Source organism: Secundilactobacillus mixtipabuli, assembly GCF_002217925.1.
Lineage (GTDB): Bacteria > Bacillota > Bacilli > Lactobacillales > Lactobacillaceae > Secundilactobacillus > Secundilactobacillus mixtipabuli.
The window spans coordinates 19,377-35,822 of sequence record NZ_BCMF01000004.1 but is presented as its reverse complement, the minus strand read 5'-3'; the positions used below and the strand labels follow the sequence as shown (position 1 = coordinate 35,822).

Here is a 16,446-nt window from a genome sequence, read left to right as displayed (position 1 = left end):
GAAAGGAACATTTTATTTGAACTATATCGGGATTATTGCACTGATATTATTTGCAACAACGATTGCTGGGGCGCTTAGCCAGCGGATCGGTATCCCAAGCGTGATCGGCCAGTTGCTGGTTGGCATATTACTGGGTCCAGCTTTACTCAATTGGGTTCGGCCAGGAGAATTATTGACCGCCGGTGCTGAGATCGGCGTGATTATTTTGATGTTTATGGCTGGGCTGGAAAGTGACCTGAAGTTATTAAAAAAGTATTTTAAGCCGGCCATTAGCGTGGCAACTTTGGGTGTTATTTTGCCGATGGTCTGCTTCTACTTTTATGGGGTCATCATGCACCAAAACTTTGAACGGGCGGTTTTCTGGGGCGTCGTTTTCGCTGCTACCTCAGTCTCCATTTCGGTGGAAGTGCTGCGTGAATTCGGTAAATTAAATACTAAAGAAGGGGCAACCATTTTGGGTGCTGCCGTTGTGGACGACATTATGGCAGTCTTAATTTTAAGTATCTTTGTCAGTATGTTTTCTAGCGGCAGCCGCGGAGAACCTCATTTAGCACTCAGCATTATTGAACAGCTAGCTTACTTTGTCATGGTTTACGTGCTGATTCGCTGGATCGCACCGTTTTTGATTCGATTATTCGAACGTTTGCCCATTCCGCAGTCGGTGCCGATTATGTCCCTGATTATTTGTTTGGGAATGGCCTACCTCGCTGATTTGACAGGCTTAAGCGCCGTGATTGGCGCGTTCTTTGCAGGGATTGCGGTGGCACAGACCAGTGCCCAAAAAGAAGTTACCGCTAATATCAGTCCCATTGGTTACGCATTTTTCGTTCCCATCTTCTTCGTTAGCATTGGGGTCGAAATGCGATTTGATCATTTCTGGAGTAATCTGTTGCTCATATTGGGCATGACAATCGTGGCCGTGCTGTCAAAGCTGATTGGTGGCGGATTGGGTGCCAGAGTCTTAGGCTTCAGTTTTAATAGTGCCTACGTGGTTGGTGCCGGGATGGTGTCACGAGGGGAAATGGCATTGATCATCGCTCAAATTGGCTACCAAGCAAAGCTGTTGGCGCCTGAACTGTATTCAGAGCTGATCGTTGTCATCATTTTAAGTACGGTGATTGCACCGCTGCTGTTAAAGCATGCTATAGCGCGGCTGGAATAAGAGCGGACGCAAAAGGCCACAGAAGTCCAACGACTTCTGTGGCCTTTTATTAACTTCAAGATGACTTATTCAGCATTATCCGGGTTATTCAACCGGCTGTGATGCATACCGTAACCGAAATACAGGATCAATCCAAACAGGAACCAGACCCCAGAGGCAATCCAGGTTTCAGCCTGCAGCTGAGTCAGCATAAACAGGCACAGGAAGCCTGATACAACGGGCAGAACTGGGTACCAAGGAACTTGAAAACCTTGGTTGTTCTCGATTTCCTTGTTGTGGCGAAGAGGAATGATACCAAATGAGACGAATAAGAAGGCAATCAACGTCCCGATGTTAACCAAGTTGGTCAGCTGATCCAGTGGCACGAAACCACCCATGACGGCAATAATCACCGTAATGGTCCGTAAACTGTTGATTGGATTACCATGACGATCCAATTTACCCAAGAACTTTGGCAACAGGCCGTCACGGCCAACAGAGTAGATCAACCGTGATGAACTATAGATCATGGTGACCATCATGGTAAACATTCCGGCTAAGGCGCCGAGGGCGATGACGCCGGCAGCCCAGTTTTGGTGAACGACTTGTAACGCAAAGGAAACTGGGTCAGCAACGTCTAGTTTGGTGTAGCTGATCATCCCGGTGAGAACGATCGCCACTAAGACGTAAAGTAAGGTGGCAATGATCAGCGTACCGATAATACCGATCGGCATGTTCTTTTTAGCGTTTTTAACTTCCGCTGCGGAACTAGAAACCGCATCGAAACCAAGGTAGGCGAAGAAGACCGCCGATGAACCAGCTAAAACACCGTGGAAGCCGAACGGCATGAAGGGATGCCAGTTACCCGGCTTGACGAAGAAGGCACCGACGACTACAAACAGCAAAATAATAGCAATTTTAACAAAAACGATAAAGTTGTTTAGACGGACAGATGACTTCACCCCGTGAGCCAGCATGGTGGAAATAATCAAAACGATAATAATGGCGATCCAGTTGCCGTAAGAACCATGGGCGATATCTAGCGGGCCAACGATTGAAGCAGGAATGTTAACGCCAAAGCCGCTCATAAAGGACTTAAAGTAGGCCCCCCAAGCGCTGGAAACAGCGGCAACGGCCAGTACGTACTCCAAGATCAAAGCCCAGCCAAGGATCCAGCCGATGATTTCACCGTAAACTAGGTTACCATACGAGTAGGCACTCCCGGCAACGGGCAGCGCGGAAGCAAATTCGGCGTAGCACATTGCAGCAGTTGAACAAACGACGGCGGCTAATATAAAGGATAAAATAATGCCGGGACCGGCTTTAGTAGCCGCAACGGTACCTGGCAGAATGAAGATACCAGTTCCGATGACGGCACCGATCCCAAGGGAAATCAAATCGACAGCTGACATGGTCTTGATGAATTTCTTGTCAGTTTCCAAGTAACGGTCGACTTTTTCCCGACGAAACAGACGTGAAGTAAGTGATGACATAGAGGTTCCTCCAAAATTAAATATTGAAAAGAATTTTAAGTCTATCTTAACGATATTAATCTTTAAAAGCAATGCAGCTTCGACAGTAATCGGTCTTAATGAGCGAAAATTTTTTACAGAAATTTGACTAAAACAGAGATTTCACAGTTTGCTTGCACCGGCGATTAGGCTAAAATAAGAAGTATTAACAATTGCGGAAGGATGATTTTTAAAATGACAACTGAAGTGGCTAGCGGTGCAGTCGTTTATCGGGTTCAAAACGGCAAACCAGAGTACCTGCTCCTTAAGAGCGCAACCAGTAATTTTTGGGGCTTTCCCAAGGGACACGTTGAAGGTAACGAAAAATTAGATGAAACGGCTATTCGAGAAATTCGCGAGGAAACGCAGCTTCACGTTAGCCTTGATACCAGTTATCACGATGAGCTAAAGTATGAGTTGCCAAACGGTAATCATAAGGAAGTTCACTTGTTTGTGAGCGAAGTCCCTGCGGATGTCCAAATTAAAAAGCAGGACGTTGAAATCAGTGATTTTGGCTGGTTTGATGAGGACCAAGCAGTTGAGCGATTAACTTATGATAATTTAAAGCAGTTGATGAAGCGGGCGCACCAGTATATTTCAGCTAAGATTGCAGCTAACTAATGGGGGAAGTCATGAAACACGTCATTGTCATTACGGGTGCAACGGGAACCGGTAAAACAACGGTGAGTACCTATTTAAAAACTAAATATCAGATTCCACGCATTATTACGCATACCACTCGGCCCATGCGGCCAGGGGAGAAAAACGGCGTTGATTATTACTTTGAAACACCCGAAAGCTTTGCTGAGAACCACTATCTTGAATCGGTGACCTATGCCGGCTATCAATACGGGTCGTCGTACGAGGGCCTGGAACGGGCCTTTGAAAAGTCTGACCTGGTTAGTATCGTTTTAGATACTAAGGGTGCTGAGACCTATGTGCAGGAATTAAAACAGCAGGCGTTTATTTTGTTCTTAACGGTTGGCCAATCAGGTATTTTGCATGAACGCCTTAAAGACCGCGGGGATCAGCTAGAAATGATTCAGTCCCGAATCAAAAGTAAGGAGTACACCCGTGATTTAACCCTTCCAGAGGATTTGATCGGCGTGGCAACCGTGATCCAAAATGATGATTGGCACCGGACTGAAGAAAAATTGGGCGAGATCGTTACCAAGTTGCAGCCAGCTTCTTTGTGAAAATAGTGGACATATGTGTCATTGTTCATATATTTGTGATACACTATCTTAAGCGTAATCATTATTGTTTAAAACGGATGTCATAGTCAAAGAGGTGCCTAAATATGCCAGCAGAACTCGCACAGGCGTTAACAGAATTAAAAAAGAACCATCTAAAAGTCACGAAACAGCGAAAAGCCCTTTTAGGTTATTTACTGCAAAATCAAGATCACTATCATGATGTGACGTTGGTTGACGACTACATGCGCAAGCAATTTCCAGGCATGAGTCATAATACGATTTATCGTAATATCAAAGAATTTGAAGAAGCTGGGATGGTGGAACAGCAGGTTCAGGGCGATCAGGCACGGGTCAAATACCAGTGCGACTTCAGCCATCTGCACCACCACCACTTTATTTGTCAAAACTGCGGTAAGGTGACCGAACTCAAAGAGTGTCCATTGGACGTTTTTAAGGCGCAGTTACCGGGTTATGATATTATTGGCCACCGAATTGAACTCTATGGTATTTGTCCCGATTGTCAAAAATTACTTGCGAAGTGACAGCCGTAAACAAACCTTATTTAATATTTAAGGTTTGTTTTGTTGTTTATTAATAATAATTTGAGATACTAATGGTTAATAAAGAAGTTTTAAGGAGGCATTTAACATGGCATACCGGACACCGCCCTTTATCACCCCGTTTGCGATTGTTTCAATCGCGCTAGCCTTGGGGGCGACCAATGTGGTGGTCAACTCAGTGAGTCACTCGAATGAAGGCAAGCCAGCAAGTGCACGCGTGGTTTCTAATTCAGTGATCGATTCAAATAAGCAGTCATCTGATTCTGAGCGTAAATCATCAGATAAGAAGGACTCAAGCAGCGATAGCTCTAAGAAGAAGGATTCAAGTTCTCAAAACGATCAAAACAACGATAATCAAACGACTAGTCCAGAAACAGGGACTAGCAATGCCAATACAACTTCTAACAAGTCAAAATCAAACGGTGGGGAAACAACGGACAACGGCACAACGAATGGTTCTAAGTCCGCAACCACCTCTTCACAAACCAACAACACGCAGACCAATAACGCTTCAGACGCCACTGGTGATTCAGGTAATACTGATAACACTGGTCAAGTTACGGCTAAATAAGGAGGTGCTAGCAAGTGTTTAGTTTCTTAGATATGATCAATCACTACCTAGGATATGTGAATTTAAACGTCAAACTGAAGAACCGCATTTACACCATTCTTGGTGTGATTGGGGTAGTTTATTTATTGTACGTTTCAGTTCGCTGGATTCAAAACGGCTATGCGATGCGCGGCAGCTTGATCCTGCTAGTTGCCATTATCCTAGCGTACTTTTCAGTGATGAATATCTTCTATTACTTTACTGATAAGCAGGCACCACTGGATATTTCACCTAAAATTGAAAAAATGCTGGGGAAAACCCTTGGCGGCACTGATCCGATGACGGAAAACCGGCAACAGATGAGGGAACAACGTGGCAACGGTTTGCTGAACGGGACAACGATTCCAGCCAATGGCTATTTTGATAGTAAAAAAATCTTGCCTGGCAAAGTAACGGTTAGTCCGGAACAAAGCGCCAATATTGCCCAGCTTGCTAACCAGCTTCAGCAAATGCGACTGATGACGCCTGATTATGGCGGCCTTGGGTCACGCGAAATTGCTCAGCAGCTAAATCAGAATAAGAAGCCGGTCTACGCGATTGGTTTAGGAGTCAATATTCCGTACTTTGAATTAAAACAGGACGGTCAGCAGATGATCGTCTACGCCGGTATGAACCAAGCACAAAAGGCACCCATGGGTCGAATCACAACGGTTGGCCTTCAGCCCATTGAAGATGTCTATGATAAGGTGAAACTCTACTTGGCTAACGTGATTTTGGTTGGTGGTCCCTATATGGAAATGGGCCGGAATGAGCCGATTGAAAAACAGGCGCCCTATATGATTCGGGTGCAGTTAGCTTATGAACGGGAAAACCACGCGCAACAACTGCAAAAAACTGCTGCAGACATGAGACAGTCAAGCTTTTCGCAATCAAGTGTGCCGACTGATACGCCCGCTTCGCGGATGAAACGTTATCACTAAGTGAATAATAGATTAAGAATAGGCGCCGAGTTGGGTACCTATTCTTTTTATTTTCTCTTAAAAGTCGGATTGAATTCCTATGAGAAAGCGATTTATATTATTTATGTTCTAATGGTAATCTCATAAAGCGTGAATGAATATTTTAAAAATAATGAATATTCTACCGTTTGATGAAAAAATTATCGTGAGCAATTAGACTTGATTTACCGCTGTTTCTGCTTCTATACAAGCCGTTATGACGGACTTTAAGCGTTCTATTGCTTTGACCAATCAGTGAATATGGTTTAATATTTATAGTGAGTTAAAATTAGAAGCGTATGAAATTGGTCAGGCATTTCGGTGCTTTTAGACGTACACTTTCAACCAAGCGCAACTCAAGCGAACCAATTATCATATGATTTTCAGCCATTAAAGCGAGCGGGCTGTATGCCTCTATCGGATCATGCAGCCTGTTCGCTTATCTTTGTTGTCAATTGTATGAGAACTCGGTCGCTATTTTTCATAAGGCGGAGGGGAAAAACATGTCAATGATTGAATTTCACAATGTTCAAAAGTATTACGGCGAGTTCCATGCTTTGCATGACATCAACCTAACCATTGATACTGGTGAAACTGTGGTGCTGATTGGCCCATCTGGGTCTGGTAAGTCAACTTTGATTCGGACGGTCAACGGACTGGAACGAATTCAAGAAGGTCAGCTGATCGTTAATGGTCAAGACTTGGCCGACAAGAAGACGGATATGAACCGGATCCGTAAGAACGTTGGGATGGTGTTCCAACACTTTAATTTGTATGCGAATAAGACCATTTTGGAAAATATTATGCTGGCACCTCGACTGGTTTTGAAACGGCCAGAAGAGGAAAACAAGAAGATTGCCATGAATATGCTGGACCGAGTTGGGTTAGCTGATCAGGCACCTAAGATGCCATCACAGCTTTCCGGTGGTCAGCAGCAACGGATCGCGATTGCCCGTTCACTTGCAATGAAGCCTAAAGCGCTCTTGTTTGATGAACCAACGAGTGCGTTGGACCCAGAAATGATTGATGATGTTTTGAACGTTATGAAAGATATCGCTCGAGACTCATCCATGACCATGCTAGTGGTGACCCACGAAATGGGCTTTGCCCGTGAAGTGGCCAACCGGGTTATTTTTATGGCCGACGGACGGGTTCTTGAAGATGACAGTAAAGAGAAATTCTTTGACGGGCAGCCAAGTAATGAACGTGCACGTCAGTTCCTAAGCAAGATTATTACACATTAAAGTCAGGAGATGTGAGCATGAAGAAATTATTCCGATTGGTCAGCGTTATCGTCTCTAGTCTTGCTTTACTGCTGGTGCTCACTGCTTGCGGCTCAAAACCGCTGGCGGAACAAAACGTGGTCACACGTGCCAAGCAGAGCAACACGATTACTTGGGGTGTTAAAGCTGATACAAAATTGTTTGGTTTAATGGACGTGAGGAACAGCCAGATCAAAGGCTTTGAAGTTGATATGGCTAAAGCGCTCACGAAGCAGATTTTAGGACCCAAAGGAAAAGCGGACTTCGTTCAAGTTACGAGTTCCACCCGGATGCCGTTACTGAAAAATGGGAACATTGATGCCATTATGGCGACGATGACCATTACACCTGAGCGGTTAAAGCAGGTTGATTTTTCCCGGTCGTACTTCGATGCCGGACAGTCGCTGCTGGTTAAAGAGGGCAGTCCAATCAAAAGTGTGAAAGATTTAAATCATAAGGGTGCAACTGTCTTGGGCGTGGTTGGGTCTAACTCCGTTCAAAACGTTGCCAAGTTTGCTCCTAAGGCACGAGTGCTGCAACTTTCTGATTACGCTCAAGCCATGACCGCGTTGAAATCCGGCCAAGGTGAAGCGTTGACCACTGATAACGGTATTTTAGCCGGGATGTCAGTGGAAAACCCAGGTTATGTGTTAACCGGCGGGGCCTTCACCAAGGAACCATACGGGATCGCCATCAATAAGGATCAGCCTCAGTTTAAGCACGATCTTAATCACGCGCTTACGAAGGTTGAACGAAGCGGTCAATATAACCGGATTTTGAAGAAGTGGTTTGGCAACGTACCAGGCATGAATGTTAAGGAGATGGAACGATGATAGCTATTTTTCATAATTATGGCAGTCTATTGCTCCAAGGATTCGGTCAAACCTTATTATGTAGTGTGATTGCACTGATCTTTAGTTTGATCATTGGGTCAATGTTTGCCATTTTCGAAACCACACCAAGCAAGTTTCTGCGAGTGATCGCACGGATTTACATTGAAGTTTTCCGGAACATTCCGTTGCTGGTTATCACCATGTTCTTCTTTGTGGTTATTCCCATGTTTGTCGCCAAGATCAACGGGTTTACCGCCGGAACAATTGGCTTAACTATTTATACGTCAGCCTTTATTGCTGAAACGGTGCGTTCAGGGATCAATTCAGTGGATCCTGGTCAAATGGAAGGTGCCCGTGCTAACGGGTTATCTTGGTGGCAAGCTATGCGTTACGTTGTTTTGCCACAGGCCTTTCGTTACGTGATTCCACCACTTGGCAACCAATTCATTAACTTAGTTAAAAATTCATCAGTGCTGGCCTTCGTTGCTGGTTTTGATCTGATGTATCAAGGAAACGTGATTGCGTCTGATTCATTGAATACCATGAGCACTTACATCTGCATCGGTATCTTATATTTGATCATCACATTGCCGCTAAGTTACTGGATGCGTTATCTCGAAAAGAAATTAGCCTAAGGGGGTGCAGTCATGAAAGACTTTATTGATGCTTATTCATGGATCAACATACATTATTTGCTTCAAGGCCTTTGGATCACAGTGATTGTATCCGTTGTTTCGATTCTCGGCAGTTACATTCTGGGATCGATCTTAGGTATTATTCGCTACGTGAACATTAAGGTCGTTTCGCCAATCGTTGGTTTGTTTATTGATATTATCCGTAACTTACCGCTACTGCTGATCATCTTCTTTACCTATTTTGGTCTACCAAACCTAGGCTTTAGACCAAGCAGTGTTTGGGCAACGATTCTTGCGATGACAGTCTTTGAATCAACGATGATTGCAGAAATTGTCCGTTCAGGGATTGCGGCAGTTGACCCCGGTCAAATGGAAGGGGCCCGTGCTAATGGATTAACTTATGGTCAAGCCATGTATCACGTTATTTTGCCGCAAGCCATGAAAAAGATGATTCCGGCACTGGTCAGTCAGTTTATTTCATTGATCAAGGATACGTCACTGGCAACCATCATCGTGTTACCAGATTTGATGCACAATGCGCAAATTGTTTACGGTCAAAATTCGACCTACATTTTACCAATGTTCTTGATGATCGCGATTATGTACTTCATTGTATGTTATGCATTGTCGCTGTTATCACGGTCATTGGATAGAAGAATGAGTTAATTGTGAGAGTGTGAAAACAAGCGTTTAAAGAGTGGAGTCTAAGGGCTCGTAACGGAAATTCCCTGAACTTGGGGAATTTTTGTTGCGAGCCCTTAGATGCAACTCTTTGCTTGTTTGAACAGGATTAATTTATATGTTTGAAATAGTTAAACCTAATTAGCAATTTTCTTAAATTTTGGCAAGGAAACCTGTTCTTTTAAGGACGTGATGAATTGTCTTTTTTGACGTTGTTTGTTGGCAACCGGTTGGGAATATTGTATAATAAGAACATACGTTTGCTAATGACAAAATCAAAGGATGTTACCGCTTATGATGCTAAAAGCGATTAAAACCCGCATCTATCCCACGGCACAACAGCAGGAAAAAATCACGGCTAACTTCGGTTACTGCCGTTTCGTTTGGAATCAGCTGCTCGACATGCAGAAGCAGCGCTACGCTAACGGTGGCAGTTACGTTAATGAGTTTGGTATGAACTACCTTATTAAGTGTTTGAAACAGGAATATCCGTTTCTCAAAGCAGCTGAATCAACGTCACTGCTGCATGTGAGTCGCGACTTACATCATGCTTATCAAAAATTGTTCAAAGAACACAAAGGGTTTCCGAAGTTCAAGGCCCGTAAGTTTCCTAAACAAAGCTATCAATGTAATGCGGTTAATCACAATATTCAATTGGTTGATCAGCATCACCTTAAGTTACCCAAGCTGGGATGCCTGAGATTTAAAGCTGGACGACAACCAGTTGGCAAGATTAAGAACGTCACGATTCGACGCTCTGCTACTGGCAAGTTCTACGCCGTTATTTTGGTTGATACTGATATTGAGTCATTAATCAAGACTACTAAGGCTATCGGCGTTGATATGGGTGTTGCTGATCTCATGATTACTTCCGATGGGGTCAAATATCCCACCATCCGATTTGATAAACGGCTCAGTAAAAGGAAACATTACTGGGAAAAACGTTTAGCGAGACGTCGCCATCAGGCCCAAGCAGCGATTGCTTGGGATCACCACAATAAAGTAATTGAGCCACGTGAGCTGACAGACTTTAAAAATTATCAGAAGGCTAAACACATGGTCGCTAGATATAATGAAAAGATTGCCAATCAACGGGATAACTATCTGCATAACGTCACTAAAGAACTGGTTGAACAATATGACGTGATTAAAATTGAAGATTTGAAAACCAAAAATCTGATGAAAAATCACAAGTTATCCAGAGCAATTGCCAACCAATCTTGGCGAAAACTTCGCATAATGCTGGAATATAAATGTGCCTGGTATGGTAAAAAGCTGGTCACTGTTAATCCCAGAAAGACTTCCCAGCTCTGTTCAGTCTGTGGCTATGATGATGGTAAACACGCCTTGGATATTCGCCAGTGGACGTGTCCCAACTGCAGGATTAACCATGATCGCGATATTAACGCCGCAGTCAACATTTTAAAAGCGACAGCATAATAAAAAAAGACCACCTGGGCTGGAACAGTCCTTAGTCAATAACCGTAACCTCTGCGCACCATTCTTTGAATGATGCGTAAGTCAGCGGTGTTCCTAGAAGCTCGTTACTTTAATGATGAGTAGTTCACGGTATTCTAGATAGAAAGCCACTTTGTTTTTGGGAGAGGATGTCGTGTGATATGAGTAAACCAATGAAATTAATATTAGGAGCTATCACTTTTGGACTTGCGATGAGCTTCGGGGTAGCACAACTTGGACAAAATAGTTTGAGTTTTGAACAGGTCACTGTGGCCCATGCGGATCAGACCATTAACGTGCAGAGTCAAGGGATGGTCGGAAACGGCAAAACCGATAATAGTGCCAAGCTTCAAGAGATTATCGACAATTCCAATGAGAACGTCACAATTCACGTTCCGAAGGGCAACTACTTATTTACGGATTCTAAGCTAGATGCAATCGTGCTGCATTCACATATGACCTTTGATTTTGATAAGGGTGCCGAATTTACCATTAAAAATGGTGACCGGATGGCGTTTGTTTATCCTAGTCCCAAAAGTGGTTACAACGGCGGGATCAGCAACATTACGTGGAATAACGCCTCCTTCCGCGGCGATTACAATAAGTCGGCTGGACAAAGTGTTTTTGTCCAATCAATTCATCATGCTCAGCATGTGAACTTCAATAACTGTACCTTTGATAACGCCGAATCACCAACAGGGCATTATCTTGATATTGATGGCAGTCACGATGTTAACGTTAAGAATTCAACCTTTACCGGGTTTAACGCGCAAACTGACTATAAAGAAGCGATTCAAGTGGATTATTCTAACCATAAAGCCATGTCGTATCACGAACCAGGGGATGTGTATGATAACTTACCGTCTTACGATATTAACGTGACTAAAAATAAATTTGTACCGCTTTCCAATAAGTCAGGTTCAGTGAAGTCATTTGCACCAAACCCAATCGGACAGCACGCACTTTACGCCAACGGTGCAGGTGGCATTATTCACGATATCCACTTTACCAACAATTACGTTCAGGATGCTAAACCACTATTGAGTGCTGATGGGGCGAACATTCACTTCGTTTGTGTTTCAAACTTATATATCAGCAATAATACCTTTGAAAATAAAGGTGCTTTAGGATCAGGTAACTACATTCGGATTTACAACCTTTCACCAATTGTGAAGATGTCGAACATTCAGATTACGAATAATAAATTCGTCAACCTTAATCCCAATAACCGGTATGTTTACTTTGATAATTCAAAGGGCGATGGCATCACCGGTGTGAAGGTCACGGGGAATAAAATCACCAGCTCAAAGAGTAAGATTCCCTTTGTGTTAAGTGCTGGAATGAATGCTAGTGATATGACAGTCAGTGCCAACACCAACAATAAAAATGTCGCAGTGAAACCCTCTGACATGACGAACACCTCAAAATTACAAAAATTGACGGGTAAGTACAAGGGGCACAAAGCCACTAATAAGAAAGAATCATATGCTGCGGGTTATAACGGTCAGTACGCTAAGTTAACGACTCAGGCAGCCCAAAAGTATAGTTTGTATAATCATATTCGTGGCCACGCCGGCTGGTACATTTATAGTCAGCATGATGGCTGGTCTAATGCCAAGCAATCGGGCATCGTCTACGTTGATATGCGGGCCACGGCTGACAGCGGCAAATGGTACCGAATTCGTTTCAGTTCTAATCCAAACGCCCGGAAGTACTGGGTCCGTTCAGGGGCACTGAAATTTGATTCAATCAAGTACGCCACGTATGTCCGGTCATTGAGTCCAATCAAGAATTATTTGATGTATACTAAGGTATTTAATGATCCGCAGTTGGCTAAGCTAGCCGGAACAACGGCTGATTTGGGTTCTAAGCCAGTTACTATCACGCAACGGGCAACCCGAGTATCTGTGTTAAATGGGAAGGCTTCGACCTACTATTTGGTTAATAATAAGTACTGGACTCGGTCGAGTGCCTTTTATTAGAAATATGTAACGAGTCTGATAGGTATTTTGAGGAAGCTGAAGCATAAGTGTATATTGATAAAAATTTCATCTGGTTTCTTGACTGAAAGACCACTTAAAGTTTGCTTTTGTTCAATACTTTAATTTAGTCTAAATATGCTCTACAACTCAGATTCCGGCCATGTAACGAAAAACAAGCCACTCCGACAAAAAAACGTCGAAATGGCTTGTTTTCGTTACATTCTGGAATCTACCGAGTTGTGTCGCACTCTCTTGCATAAAAAAAATAGTGCTGATGATTTCTCATCAACACTAAATATCACTGAATCATTATTGTTCCAAAACGTATTTTTCGAATCGCTGATAATCAACATTGGTGACTTCAGCTTCGATCTTTGTACCGTTTTCCAGATAATCCGTTGATTTAACGCTGGCGTGTTCGTTTAAATACGAAACCACGTCACCCTTTTCAAACGGAATGAGGAAGGTTGCAGTGACATAGTTCTTGAAGACTTTTTCTCTGATGACTTGTACCAGCAAGTCGATTGAGGCAGTGTCCTTAGCGGAAACCACAATTTCATCACCAGCACGAGAAGGGAAGTCGTTGTCAGTTAAATCAGCTTTGTTGTAAACGGTAATCATTGGCAAATCCGGCACGCCAATATCAGCCAAGGTTTTCTTGGTGGTTGCCATCATATCGATTCGGTTAGGACTGGAGTAATCAACGACTTGAACCAGCAGGTCAGCATTGGCAGCCTCATACAGAGTCGACTTGAAAGCTTCCACTAAAGTTGTCGGTAATTGGGAAACAAAACCAACCGTATCGCTAAGCAGCAATTTCTTGGAATCGTCAAACTGCAGCTGGCGCACGCTGGTGTCCAAAGTCGCAAACAGCATGTTTTTAACCATGACTTGTTTGTCGTCATTCATCCCGTAACGTTTGATCAGTTCGTTCATGATCGTGGATTTACCGGCGTTAGTATAACCAATTAACGCAACGTTGGGTAACTGAATCTTTTCGCGTTGCTGGCGTTTGACTTCAGCTGACTTGTCAACATCTTTGAGTTCGTGACGAACGTGGTTGATCTGCCGCTGAACCGTCCGACGATTTAATTCGATCTGTGCTTCACCAGCACCACGGTTGGTGAAACCACCACCGGCACTAGTGCCTGTTTGTTGGTCTAAACGCTGATTCATGGCGGTGTGCAGTCGTGGCATTTGATACTGCAGCTTGGCCAGCTGCACTTGCAGTTTGGCTTCTCGGCTTTGTGCCCGATTAGCAAAGATTGCTAGAATGAGGCCGGTACGGTCCATAACGGGAACCTTGACAACTTTTTCTAAGTTTCTGATTTGGCTAGGGGTCAGTTCATCGTTAGCGACAACGATTTCAGCACCGTTATCAACGACAATATCGCGAAGTTCTTCTACTTTACCAGTCCCAAAATAAGTTCCGGAAACTGGCTGACTCAGATTCTGCACAGTGGTTTCTACCACGTTCATGTTATTAGCTTCCGACAAAGCCTTTAACTCTTCCATGGCATAATCAAAGTTATAGCGTCCTGTATTAAGGCCAATGTTAATGACCGGCACAAGTTCGCTGTTATCCATGTTGTCACCATCCTTAGTTGTTTAGCCTCAGTATAACATACGCTATCAGCATGGGACTGAGCAGATCAGCAGATTAAATGTGTTTTGCACAATTGATTTTTAAACAGTGAAAGTTTAAACTGAAAAGAGCCTGCTGACGCATAGTCAATGCGTTAAGTTAAGGTTTATTGAACGAAAAGATATTCTATTGAGCGAAAATATATGCACCCTTTTTTGATAAATTTTCCCAAGGTTCGCTGGGTTAGACGTGTAAAATGATAAAGTGCCATTGATTTTAATGCTTTTCTAATATACAATATTCAATAAATATTCGTGCACGTTTACGCGAAAATTAAAGGGAGCTGGCTGGCTATGAAGTTTAAAAAAACGATAGCATTTGGAACTATTTCAGGCGCGTCATTGCTGTTATTAGCCTCTTGCGGTCATCAAAATCGACCGCGTTTGGATAGTGACCAAACGCTCCACTGGGTGGAGACAGCTGACTTACCGACAATGGATCCTTCAAAGTCAACGGATGTCGTCAGTGGTGGTGCACTAAACAACGTTGACGAAGGGCTGCTCAGGATTGGTCAGGGGTCGAAACTTCGCCCTGGTGTTGCCAAATCCTATGAGGTTTCAAAGGACGGTAAAACTTGGACCTTTAACCTGCGGCATTCTAAGTGGAGCAATGGTACGCCAGTAACGGCGGCCGACTTCGTTTATGGCTGGCGACGGACGGTAACGCCTAAAACAGCTGCCCAATACGCTTATCTTTACAGCCACGTGGCCAATTTTGAAGCCGTTAATAAGGGTAAAAAATCGCCTTCCAGTCTGGGAGTCAAAGCACATGGCAAGCATCAACTGATTGTGACACTGTCGAAGCCACAGGGCTATTTCAAGTACTTAGTTGCTTCTCAAGCGTTCTTGCCGCAGAATCAGCAGGTGGTTAAGAAGTATGGCGCTAAATATGCCACTGCAGCCGATAAAGCGGTCTATAACGGGCCGTTTAAGCTGACAGACTGGAACGGGACCAATGATACTTGGACACTGAAAAAGAACAATCGTTATTGGGATGCGAAAGCTACCAAGCTGAAAGCCGTTAAGTATCAGGTAATCAAGGATCCAGGGACCTGGTTGAGCCTGTATCAAAGCGGCAAAGTGGATGAGTTAATGACTGATGGCCTGCAGTATCGTCACTTGAAGAATTCACCTGACATGCACGTTAGGGAGTCGGCATCGATGTTTTATCTTGAATTTAACCAGCGTAATGGCTTCTTCAAAAATAACGTTGATGCCAGAAAAGCCATTTCGTTAGCGATTAACAGGCAGTCATTTACACATAATATTTTGGCGGATGGCTCCCACAAACCAAAGGGCTTCGTACCAGCTGGACTAGCTAAAAAAGGACACACTGATTTTGCTGATGCAGCCTACGTCAAATCTGGAACGGCGTATAACTTGACCGAGGCACGGGCACTTTGGAAGAAAGCCCTGCAGCAGTCTGGTCAATCCAGCATCACGCTGAACTTACTTGCGGATGATACGCCAAACGGTAAAAAGACGATTGAATTTATTCAGAGTCAATTAGATAAACTGCCTGGATTGAAACTCACGACTACCGCGGTTCCATTTAATGTTCGGCTCACACGTTCGAACGATGGGGACTTTGATATGGTGGTCGGTGGCTGGATCGCTGATTTTCCGGATGCAATCTCCTTTAGCTCGTTATTTACTTCCAATAATGCTTACAATCGTGGCCGTTGGCAGAATAAGGCTTATGATACCGCGATCAAGAACGCTGAGGGCAAGGATGCTAACAATCCGGATTCCCGTTGGAATGATTTGGTGAGTGCCGAAAAGACCTTGATGGAACAGCAAGGGGTTGCACCCATTTATCAACGCTCACAACCACAGATGCTGAAACCTTATGTTCACGGTCTTCAGTACTTCCCAACGGGCGCACAATGGGACTTCAGTCGAGCTTATATTTCAAGCCATCAATAAAGAAACGAGAAGTTGTCTACGTGATTGCAAAGCTTGGTTTGACGCCATGCTTTGTTTTTACATAATTAA

The 16,446-nt window shown here is 43.8% G+C and carries 15 protein-coding genes; 13 read left to right on the top strand and 2 right to left on the bottom strand.

Translation table 11 applies throughout. The features are described 5' to 3' along the window. The first annotated feature begins 16 nt into the window (after window positions 1-16). Complete coding sequence (locus tag IWT5_RS04040) at window positions 17-1,162, top strand: cation:proton antiporter (RefSeq protein ID WP_089108680.1); 1,146 nt, start codon at window positions 17-19, stop codon at window positions 1,160-1,162. 65 nt (window positions 1,163-1,227) lie between these two features. Here IWT5_RS04040 and IWT5_RS04035 read toward each other — a convergent pair whose 3' ends face one another. Beyond that, on the bottom strand, window positions 1,228-2,634 hold the full coding sequence (locus IWT5_RS04035; RefSeq protein ID WP_089108679.1) for an APC family permease: 1,407 nt from the start codon (window positions 2,632-2,634) through the stop codon (window positions 1,228-1,230). Window positions 2,635-2,847: 213 nt separating this feature from the next. Here IWT5_RS04035 and IWT5_RS04030 point away from each other — a divergent pair, with 213 nt between their 5' ends. The 11 genes from IWT5_RS04030 (at window position 2,848) to IWT5_RS03980 (ending at window position 12,807) form a co-directional block, all read left to right on the top strand. Further along, entirely contained in the window at window positions 2,848-3,273 is a 426-nt protein-coding gene (locus IWT5_RS04030; RefSeq protein ID WP_089108678.1) for a bis(5'-nucleosyl)-tetraphosphatase, read from the top strand. Window positions 3,274-3,284: 11 nt separating this feature from the next. After that, window positions 3,285-3,848: a nucleoside/nucleotide kinase family protein gene (locus IWT5_RS04025; RefSeq protein ID WP_089108677.1), complete on the top strand. Its 564-nt coding sequence runs from the start codon at window positions 3,285-3,287 to the stop codon at window positions 3,846-3,848. Between the two features lie 104 nt (window positions 3,849-3,952). Continuing rightward, window positions 3,953-4,390 (top strand): Fur family transcriptional regulator, encoded by a 438-nt coding sequence (locus tag IWT5_RS04020; protein WP_089108676.1) that lies wholly within the window; start codon window positions 3,953-3,955, stop codon window positions 4,388-4,390. 106 nt (window positions 4,391-4,496) lie between these two features. Next, entirely contained in the window at window positions 4,497-4,979 is a 483-nt protein-coding gene (locus tag IWT5_RS04015) for a hypothetical protein (protein WP_089108675.1), read from the top strand. Window positions 4,980-4,993: 14 nt separating this feature from the next. Further along, on the top strand, window positions 4,994-5,938 hold the full coding sequence (locus IWT5_RS04010; RefSeq protein WP_089108674.1) for a DUF6681 family protein: 945 nt from the start codon (window positions 4,994-4,996) through the stop codon (window positions 5,936-5,938). Window positions 5,939-6,459: 521 nt separating this feature from the next. Then, window positions 6,460-7,200 carry an amino acid ABC transporter ATP-binding protein gene (locus IWT5_RS04005; RefSeq protein WP_089108673.1) on the top strand — a complete coding sequence of 247 codons (741 nt, stop codon included), beginning with the start codon at window positions 6,460-6,462 and terminating at the stop codon, window positions 7,198-7,200. Window positions 7,201-7,217: 17 nt separating this feature from the next. Beyond that, complete coding sequence (locus IWT5_RS04000; RefSeq protein ID WP_089108672.1) at window positions 7,218-8,051, top strand: transporter substrate-binding domain-containing protein; 834 nt, start codon at window positions 7,218-7,220, stop codon at window positions 8,049-8,051. After that, window positions 8,048-8,686, top strand: a complete 639-nt coding sequence (locus IWT5_RS03995; protein WP_089108671.1) for an amino acid ABC transporter permease — start codon at window positions 8,048-8,050, stop codon at window positions 8,684-8,686. The genes IWT5_RS04000 and IWT5_RS03995 overlap by 4 nt, the downstream gene beginning before the upstream one ends. A gap of 12 nt (window positions 8,687-8,698) precedes the next feature. Continuing rightward, window positions 8,699-9,352, top strand: a complete 654-nt coding sequence (locus IWT5_RS03990) for an amino acid ABC transporter permease (protein ID WP_089108670.1) — start codon at window positions 8,699-8,701, stop codon at window positions 9,350-9,352. A 309-nt stretch (window positions 9,353-9,661) separates the two neighbouring features. Continuing rightward, window positions 9,662-10,807 carry an RNA-guided endonuclease TnpB family protein gene (locus IWT5_RS03985; RefSeq protein WP_089108669.1) on the top strand — a complete coding sequence of 382 codons (1,146 nt, stop codon included), beginning with the start codon at window positions 9,662-9,664 and terminating at the stop codon, window positions 10,805-10,807. Between the two features lie 179 nt (window positions 10,808-10,986). After that, the gene (locus tag IWT5_RS03980; RefSeq protein WP_089108668.1) at window positions 10,987-12,807 is read left to right on the top strand and encodes a pectate lyase family protein; all 1,821 of its coding nucleotides are present in this window, start codon (window positions 10,987-10,989) and stop codon (window positions 12,805-12,807) included. Window positions 12,808-13,116: 309 nt separating this feature from the next. On the opposite strand, the gene hflX is transcribed toward IWT5_RS03980, so the two are convergent. Next, a complete protein-coding gene (hflX, locus tag IWT5_RS03975) occupies window positions 13,117-14,394 on the bottom strand; it encodes a GTPase HflX (protein WP_089108667.1) in 1,278 nt (425 codons plus the stop codon). A gap of 351 nt (window positions 14,395-14,745) precedes the next feature. On the opposite strand from hflX, the gene IWT5_RS03970 reads away from it, so the two are divergent. After that, complete coding sequence (locus tag IWT5_RS03970) at window positions 14,746-16,377, top strand: peptide ABC transporter substrate-binding protein (RefSeq protein ID WP_089108666.1); 1,632 nt, start codon at window positions 14,746-14,748, stop codon at window positions 16,375-16,377. Window positions 16,378-16,446: the final 69 nt, after the last annotated feature.

Coding starts and splice junctions, on each gene's coding strand:
- IWT5_RS04000 (WP_089108672.1), top strand. CDS start 7,218: ATGAAGAAATTATTCCGATTGGTCAGCGTTATCGTCTCTAGTCTTGCT.
- IWT5_RS03980 (WP_089108668.1), top strand. CDS start 10,987: ATGAGTAAACCAATGAAATTAATATTAGGAGCTATCACTTTTGGACTT.
- IWT5_RS03995 (WP_089108671.1), top strand. CDS start 8,048: ATGATAGCTATTTTTCATAATTATGGCAGTCTATTGCTCCAAGGATTC.
- IWT5_RS04035 (WP_089108679.1), bottom strand. CDS start 2,634: ATGTCATCACTTACTTCACGTCTGTTTCGTCGGGAAAAAGTCGACCGT.
- IWT5_RS04030 (WP_089108678.1), top strand. CDS start 2,848: ATGACAACTGAAGTGGCTAGCGGTGCAGTCGTTTATCGGGTTCAAAAC.
- IWT5_RS04020 (WP_089108676.1), top strand. CDS start 3,953: ATGCCAGCAGAACTCGCACAGGCGTTAACAGAATTAAAAAAGAACCAT.
- IWT5_RS03970 (WP_089108666.1), top strand. CDS start 14,746: ATGAAGTTTAAAAAAACGATAGCATTTGGAACTATTTCAGGCGCGTCA.
- IWT5_RS04025 (WP_089108677.1), top strand. CDS start 3,285: ATGAAACACGTCATTGTCATTACGGGTGCAACGGGAACCGGTAAAACA.
- IWT5_RS04015 (WP_089108675.1), top strand. CDS start 4,497: ATGGCATACCGGACACCGCCCTTTATCACCCCGTTTGCGATTGTTTCA.
- IWT5_RS03985 (WP_089108669.1), top strand. CDS start 9,662: ATGATGCTAAAAGCGATTAAAACCCGCATCTATCCCACGGCACAACAG.
- IWT5_RS04005 (WP_089108673.1), top strand. CDS start 6,460: ATGTCAATGATTGAATTTCACAATGTTCAAAAGTATTACGGCGAGTTC.
- IWT5_RS03990 (WP_089108670.1), top strand. CDS start 8,699: ATGAAAGACTTTATTGATGCTTATTCATGGATCAACATACATTATTTG.
- hflX (WP_089108667.1), bottom strand. CDS start 14,394: ATGGATAACAGCGAACTTGTGCCGGTCATTAACATTGGCCTTAATACA.